Annotated in this window: 6 protein-coding genes, 1 pseudogene and 1 other annotated feature; of the genes and pseudogenes, 4 read left to right on the top strand and 3 right to left on the bottom strand. The window is 59.8% G+C overall.

The annotated features are described in order from the left end of the window. The first annotated feature begins 91 nt into the window (after positions 1–91). Positions 92–1,326, top strand: a protein-coding gene (locus tag ACEN2R_RS20415; RefSeq protein ID WP_442044713.1) for an IS3 family transposase whose coding sequence is annotated in 2 segments (ribosomal slippage) — positions 92–386 and positions 386–1,326 — 1,236 coding nt in all. Because the reading frame shifts where the segments join, the coding sequence is not laid out codon by codon here. Beyond that, positions 379–495, top strand: a sequence feature (AL1L pseudoknot). It overlaps the preceding gene by 117 nt. A 7-nt stretch (positions 1,327–1,333) precedes the next feature. Here the strand turns inward: ACEN2R_RS20415 and ACEN2R_RS20410 are convergent. Continuing rightward, positions 1,334–2,380 (bottom strand): tyrosine-type recombinase/integrase, encoded by a 1,047-nt coding sequence (locus tag ACEN2R_RS20410; RefSeq protein WP_442044711.1) that lies wholly within the window; start codon positions 2,378–2,380, stop codon positions 1,334–1,336. A 452-nt stretch (positions 2,381–2,832) separates the two neighbouring features. On the opposite strand from ACEN2R_RS20410, the gene ACEN2R_RS20405 reads away from it, so the two are divergent. Beyond that, positions 2,833–4,740: a hypothetical protein gene (locus ACEN2R_RS20405; protein ID WP_442044710.1), complete on the top strand. Its 1,908-nt coding sequence runs from the start codon at positions 2,833–2,835 to the stop codon at positions 4,738–4,740. 390 nt (positions 4,741–5,130) lie between these two features. Here the strand turns inward: ACEN2R_RS20405 and ACEN2R_RS20400 are convergent, their stop codons facing one another. Further along, positions 5,131–5,475, bottom strand: a complete 345-nt coding sequence (locus ACEN2R_RS20400) for a hypothetical protein (protein WP_442044715.1) — start codon at positions 5,473–5,475, stop codon at positions 5,131–5,133. 523 nt (positions 5,476–5,998) lie between these two features. Next, positions 5,999–6,340 (bottom strand): annotated as a pseudogene (locus tag ACEN2R_RS20395) (relaxase/mobilization nuclease domain-containing protein); the annotation flags it as partial. On the opposite strand from ACEN2R_RS20395, the gene ACEN2R_RS20390 reads away from it, so the two are divergent. Together ACEN2R_RS20390 and ACEN2R_RS20385 are read left to right on the top strand one after the other, a co-directional pair. Beyond that, positions 6,302–6,592, top strand: coding sequence for a hypothetical protein (locus tag ACEN2R_RS20390; protein WP_442044714.1), 291 nt, complete (start codon positions 6,302–6,304; stop codon positions 6,590–6,592). The pseudogene ACEN2R_RS20395 and the gene ACEN2R_RS20390 overlap by 39 nt on opposite strands. A gap of 214 nt (positions 6,593–6,806) precedes the next feature. Then, entirely contained in the window at positions 6,807–7,364 is a 558-nt protein-coding gene (locus tag ACEN2R_RS20385; RefSeq protein ID WP_442044708.1) for a hypothetical protein, read from the top strand. The last annotated feature ends 33 nt before the right edge of the window (positions 7,365–7,397 follow it).

Raw genomic sequence — 7,397 nt, 5'->3', positions numbered from 1 at the left:
AACCAGCCTCCATCTCACACTGGCCCAATGTCTACACCGCCGTCAGATCAGGCGCAATTTTTAGAGGTGCCCTTAAGTAAGGATGATGGTTATGACAAAAAGCAAAATGGCAAATCGCTACTCGCCAGAGGTCCGCGCGCGGGCGGTCCGGATGGTGTTCGAGCATCAAGGCTCATATGAAACGCAGGCGGGCGCGATAGCGGCCATCGCACCCAAGATCGGCTGTATTCCCCAGACCTTGAGCGGATGGGTCAAGCAGGCCGAGAAAGACAGTGGCATGCGAGATGGTGTGACCACTGAGGAACGGGATCGGATCAAGGCCCTGGAACGTGAAGTTCGCGAGCTGCGCCAGGCGAACGAGATACTCCGCAAAGCATCAGCTTATTTTGCGCAGGCGGAACTCGACCGCCCACTGAAGCGATGATCGGCTTCATTGAAGATCAGCGCGTTGTTTACGGCGTCGAGTCGATCTGCAGGGTTCTGCCGATCGCGCCGTCGACATATTACCACCGCCTGGCGTGCCTCGCTGATCCTTCCAAAGCTTCGGCGCGGCATCAGCGTGACACGGAGCTGCGCCCTGAGATTAAACGTGTCTGGGATGAGAATTACCAGGTCTACGGGGTCCGCAAGGCGTGGCATCAGTTGAAGCGCGAGGGCTTTGAGCTGGCGCGCTGCACGGTGGAGCGCCTGATGAAACAGATCGGCATCCGTGGGGCTGTGCGCGGCAAGGTGGTCAAAACAACCGTCCCTGACACGTCAGCGCCTTGTCCGCGTGACAAGGTGAACCGCGTGTTCCGAGCACCAGCCCCGAACCTTCTCTGGGTCAGTGATTTTACCTACGTGTCGACATGGCAGGGTTTTGTCTATGTGGCCTTTGTCATTGATACATTCGCTGACCGCATCGTCGGATGGCGGGTCTCGCGGTCTGCCAAGACTGACTTTGTGCTCGATGCCTTGGAGCAGGCCCTGCATGACCGACGGCCTGTTCAGAAAGGGGGATTGATCCATCACTCGGATCGCGGCGGGCAATATTTGTCCATTCGATACACTGAGCGTCTGGCCGAAGCCGGCATCGAACCATCGGTCGGCAGCGTTGGGGACTCTTATGACAACGCCCTCGCTGAGACGATTAACGGTCTCTACAAAACCGAGCTGGTCCACCGCCAGGGTCCATGGCGCAACATGCAAGATCTGGAAATGGCCACCCTCGGATGGGTCGATTGGTTCAACCACAGACGCCTGCTTGGCCCCATCGGGAACATCCCGCCAGCAGAGGCTGAAGAGAACTTCTATGCACAGCGCGACGTGCTCGATATGGTCGCGTGAAATGAAGCTATGGGTCTCCGGTGAAACCGGGGCGATTCAATACATGATGTCGGCTCACGGCACGGCAGAGCGCAGCATTCGTCACCGGAGAGCCTGGCTTTGCCTCAAATATGTATCCACCACGCGGAGCCGTCCTGCGATCTTGCAGCCGATCAAGTTCCGCCCTTGCACTATCTAGCACTTCAAGCGCCGTCCCAGTCAGGTAAACTTCGTGAGCTGTTTGGGTCTTGCCCCGACGCTCCGCGGGGATGGTCCAGATTCGCCCCGCAATCTCGCTATCGTGCATCCCGGCCACTTCCCCCGGCCGCTGTCCTGTCACAAGCACGAGCTTCAGGGCAAATGCGGTCAGTTTATGCAGGCCGCAAGTTTCGACACCGCACCAAAACGCCCGGATTTCCTCCTCGTCAAGCACGCGGGCGCGGGTCACCGGTTTCAGCGGATCCCGTTTCCCCTTCACCTTGATCGCTGAGGGCTTCAGGCCCGCCAGCGGGTTCGCTGGCAGGTAATCTCGGTCCGTAGCGTAATCGAACATGAGCCGGGCATAGAGCAGCAGCTGGGCAGCCGCCCGTGGTGTGCGTTCCGCCTTGGCCTCGACCACCTCGATTACATCGCGCCGCCGAACATCACTTACCTTTAGGCGACCGATCGCCGGGACCAAGTCGTTTTCGATATAACCGCGAATGGCCTTCTCGCTCTTCAGGCCGGTGGCATGCATATCGAGCCAATCCGCGGCCAAGTCCCGGACCAGGGGTTCCGCTTTGCGCCGACGTGCATCCTCAAGCGGGTCAGCGCCGGAACTGATCTTTAAAACGAGATCCCTGGCTTCAAGGCGCGCAGCCTCCAAGCTCCAAGTCGGCCACTCGCCGATGGTCTTGCGCCGCTTTCTACCGTCGATGGTATAACTCAGGATGAATGCTTTGCCGCCAGCAGCGGTGACGCGCAGCCCAAACCCACGTGGGGCATCCCGGTGCTCATCATAGAGGAATCGCTGTCCGCGTTCTGGGGACGGTGCCCCGGCGATGATCCCGTTTCTTCCGTCCGTCAATTTAGCCATGTCGTCTCCACCCCAGCCCCTGTTTCTTTCAGCATAGGACAGCGCGCCCCAACACTCCGACGTCGTCCGTCCGGTCTGCCAAGCGCTTCATCCTTTGCGCAGGTTCGGACGGAGGATCGAATTATTTGTCACCGGATTTGTCACCATCTGTAACGGCTACCAGCGTCGGCGACTGACTGCGACTGTCACTTTTGTAACTTCATATGTCGCTGTAATCATTTCACTATATAGGATATTCTCAGGAACTCTCCACAAAATCAAGACCTTGAAAAAGGGTAAAAAATCGCCTGTTAATCAATTGGTCGTAGGTTCGATCCCTACCGCCGGAGCCAATATATTCCTAAGTATCTGATCTCCTTAGCGTTCCCCTTCGGGGGTCCGTTACTGTGACACCAGACTGTGACACCGCTGCGGCGGTGAAAGGCGCGTCGGTCTCCAATTCGGAGCCCGTAATGACTGCCCTGCCTCACCTCACCCGCCGCGGCGACGTCTACTACTGGCGGCGCAAGGTCCATCCTCTATCCACATCTATCTGCGACCTGAGGGTGTCTTTGCGCACCACAGACCGCATCAGGGCGACTATATTATCCCGTGTGTTAAGCGCGGAGAGTGAGCCGATGATGGCAGCCCTAGAACAGGACAGGATCACGCTGGAGGAAGCCCGGCGGTATTTGCAGCACGTGGTAAAGAGCCACGTGACGGCCGATCACGATCTCCGCCGGGATCTGCGCTTCAGATACGGCAAGCCACCCGGTGAGATGGAACGGCAGATCGTCACTGGGATGAACGAGGCCTGGGACATTCTGGCGGATCAAGGAGTCGGCGCGACCATCTCGGGCGAGGCCGCAGACCAGATGATCGCAGCGGGTCGCAGTCTTCAAGAGGTGGCCATGCTACGGCTGGTCCTTGACGGACACTTCCGGCCCTTCTTGCAGAGCCATGTCGGCGCAGATCGCCGCGCCGCGGTATTTGAAGAGGTGAACGGTCGTCGGATCAACGGACCCCGTGAGGAGGCCCAGCTGCTCGAACTTCACATTGAGGGAATGCGCGCGGCCAAGGCCGCAGTGACAACGCCGCCCGCCCGGGCACTGGCGGCCGAAGTTTTGAGCCAGTTCGACCCGGCCCGGGGGGTATTTTCCTCGGATGTTGAGCGACCGGACGCCCAGACGCCGGAGATTTCTGCCGTGTTCGCACCCACGACCGCTGCACCACGCATCGCGGCTTTCGCCCCAGTTGAAGAGGTCCAACCGACAGAACCCGCGGCATCTGATCTTGACCCGTCCATCACCGCGGTCATTGAGCGGATGATCGAATTCAAGCGACACGCCGATGAAGGCCTGGAGGACAAGACGGCGCGTCAGTACCAGGCTTTCGGCACGCTCCTTCAACGGGTCATCGGAAAAACAGATATCAGGTCCCTCCTGCAATCGGATCTGGTGAAGTTCAGGGCGACCTTGCTGAAGTTGCCAAAATCGTTCGGAAAATCGCCCTCAGATCACACCCTGCCGTTAGAAACGATTCTCGCAAGGGCCGCGACACTTCCGAAGGAGAAGGTCGGCATGGCTGTCGGCACGGTCAATCGCTACGTCGACCATGCCAGCGCGCTTGTTTCCACGGCCAAGGCCGAGGGCTATGAACTGCACCCCCGGCTAGATCCCAGCCTCCTCCGGCGAAAGGAGAAGGGACGTCAACGTGACAAGAAGCGGACCTTCACTCGGGATGAACTCGAAACCCTGTTCCAGCACCGGTACTGGACTGATCCCCAGCCGGGGCCTAGGCTTCCCCCGCTTGCCGAACGGCGCAAGAGCGGGCTTTACTGGGTCCCTTTGATCGCGGCCTATAGTGCTCTGCGGCGCGAGGAAATCTCCGGCATCGGCGTGGATTACATCAGGGAAGAGGGTGGGGTCACCTATTTTGATGTGATCACGACCACCGACCGCCGGATCAAGAACGCGTCTTCGAGACGAAAGGTCCCGGTTCACGACGACCTGATACGCCTGGGCTTACTGGACCTTGTTCGCGACGCTCGAAAGGCTGGATATGTTCTTCTTTTCCCTGACCTTAAGGAACCGGCCTCAAAAATTATGGGCCGCAAGGTCGGCCGCAAGGTCGAAAAATTTGTCGCGGAAATCTGGGGAACTGCAGGTGATGGCCTGTCGCTTCAGAGCGCCCGCCATTACGTCCAGCACATCCTCGATCTCGACAAAGAAGTGCCCGCCAAAGTCGCCCGAGACATCATGGGTCACGAGGGTCAGGACGTGCATGAATCGGTATATGGCGACCAGTCACCCCTCCCAGCGCTCAAAGCCGCGATAGATCGCCTGCCGTCGTTGACCGGGGTGAGAGATTTGCCGCGCTAGATTATCATACTGAAGCGAGCAGCGGGACCAGACGGAAAATTTTGGTACCGGCCATTCATAGGTCCGGGCCAGTTGTGTGCTCAGGGTCCTCCATCGGTTGGTCCTCTTCGTGAAACGACGGTCCGCCGGTCGAAATGATCTCAACTGTCATCTGCGGTCCACCGGAAGCCGGAACCGGAACGACCCTGAGTCCCAGGTCGTCAGCGAGCTTTTGCATATCGTCCGAAAAGTCCGGCGCCAATATCTCCGCACCCCTGTTCGGCCAGTATCGCAAAAAAGGCATCTGAGCACCAGAAATCACAAACCCTCCGCCCTCCTCAAGCCGGAGGCTGAGGGTGATCAGCCATTTTTCAGTCAGGCGCGCCAGGGTGCCGACGATTGCAGCGAGGGTTAGCGGACGTGGTTCGTCAAGGGCGAGTGTATCTCGCGCAACATCTTTTCCATCCGTTCCATCCGATCGACCTGCGCGGACTGGTCCGACCTGATCGCCGCGATTGTCTCTTGGATCATGTTGACCTTTGTTAATGTGTCCGTGGTGATCTGTTGCAAGCTCGAGAGGTACTCGAACAGCTTCTTGAGAAGTACGTTCGCCTCGCCCGGGACTTGCGCCAGTTCCTGAGCCAGCGGATCCAGCCGACCAGCGATCTCCTCCAACCGATGGACCAGCTGCCAGATAGCTTCCACGGCCTCCTCGGCGCTGCCCGTCAAGTCGATAGTCTTTTCTTCGTTGCTCATTGAGTTCCTTCCATAGGTCCAGCTGCGCCCCGGTCGAGTCGGGCGCGTTCCCAAAAAGTTTCATCACTGCAACCTGAGATGGGAGTTCATTCAGATATCGCAGGAGATCCAGGCGCCGAAGTATACCCTTCAGCGTGAATTGCGATCCAACACGACCACCGGGAATCCATACTGGTGGACGGAATTCCCGGAGAGTTTTGGGTTTTGGTTGGTCTATTGCATAGGCCAGCCCGTCTGTTCCATTCTGATAGTGCCGCACCTGTAGGCAAACCCCATGGCGCGCAACAGCTTCCACGAAGCTGGAATACGTGTCCGGACGTTCGACAGCCAGTGCCTCGTTGACCCGGTGACCGACCACGCCCATATCTGAAATCCCTTCATGCTTCCCTTTGTTGATTAACCGGACCGGGGCATGGATCATCGTTGGCCCGGACTTGACATCGGGAAACGGCGTCGGAAGTCGCAAACGGCGGGAAAGTCGGTTTCCTAGCTCATACATATCGGGAGTCTTGGCCAGCGCAACAGCTGCGCCATGGATGGTGTAGCGGCTGAACAGCAAATGAATATGGTCCGTCGCTGCCCGAAGGTGCCGATAGGCGACCCAGACCAGCTGGTGAAGCGGCGCGCCGAGGTCGCGTAATGTCGACGCAAAGACCACCCGCCACGCGCGCGGGGTCAGCCTGATCCCGCGTGGAGCCGATATAGTAAGATGCATCATCGACGCGTCATCCGTCTTCCGGAAACGAAAATGGTGCGCCTCGAACGCCTTGAGCATGCTCGAGGGCTTGTCGGCTAGGATGCTGCCTCCGAGACAGGCCCCGCCCCGATGTGGACAACCGGGGACTATGTCTTCAACCTTAAGCAACGCACCGAACGCGGCGCGACCGGGCGCGGCCCCTATGCTGCCACCGATTTCGACATCCTTGCGATGGTCATCCTTGCGGAGGGGGTGGTGCGTTTCACAGCCGACTGGCACAGCCGTCATGTCGTGCACGTCTCCGAGATCACGGAGTTGCGCCGGAACCCGCGGGCGTCGCTTGATGCGGCCCTCGCGCGACTTGGTCACACCGACGCCATCCCTGGCGGATGGGGCCACGATCTCGACCTCGCCGCATAATCCGGGGCCGCCTAGTCCCCGGTGCCGCCTACATTGGGGCTGGCTGACCCGAACCGCTTGATCGGGTCGGCCTAAACCGGGGCCAACTGACCGGGCGTGCCTCGATCGGCGCCATCGGCAACACCCGACCACCCCGTATCCAGATCTGGTTCCCGGCCCGCCCTTGGGCCGAGCCGCTTCCCCTTTTTTTTCCTACAACTAACGGAGGCTTCCCATGACGCAGCCCATGACCCCGACCCTCCCGCTCACGTCCACCAGCGGCACGGCAGCCCCGGCTGACTGGTGCGATTTCGCCGCAGCGATCCGCGAGAGCTTGCTTCTTGAACATCCCGGATGGGCGACCATCAGCGGTGTCATCACGACCCACCCGCCTTACGTTGCGCCGACCGATATACCCGTCTCCGCGGTTGTGCCGCAGTGTCAGGCGAAGCCCGCCACGTCCCCGGCCTCAACCCCGGCCCGGTCGGTGGGCACCTCCAGCACGTTGCCCCGGACCGATCTGGACGATATTCTTGATTTTGTTGAGGCAGAAGCGGAAGCGGCCGCCGCGCTGATGGCGGACGCTCTGCCGCCTGTCCCTGACGGGACGATCAAGGAGCCGGTGGTCTACAGCCTGCGCCCTGCCGTGGCCTTGGCGGCGACCCGGTTGGCCGCGACCTTTCCCAGCCCGGCGGCGCTCTATGAAGCGCTGAGCGCGCCCGGGTCGATGACGGTGCTCGCGGTGAACAGCCCCCCCTCTGTGCCAATAAGCGTGAGACAATTGACTGGCTAAAGTTTACACTTGAGGGCGCAGGAGAACGAACCC

This window comes from Pseudogemmobacter sp. W21_MBD1_M6 (assembly GCF_052119585.1).
In the GTDB taxonomy this organism is placed as follows: Bacteria; Pseudomonadota; Alphaproteobacteria; order Rhodobacterales; family Rhodobacteraceae; genus JBGQOJ01.
The sequence above is the reverse complement of the archived record's forward strand: the minus strand, read 5'-3'. Positions and strand labels throughout refer to the sequence as shown.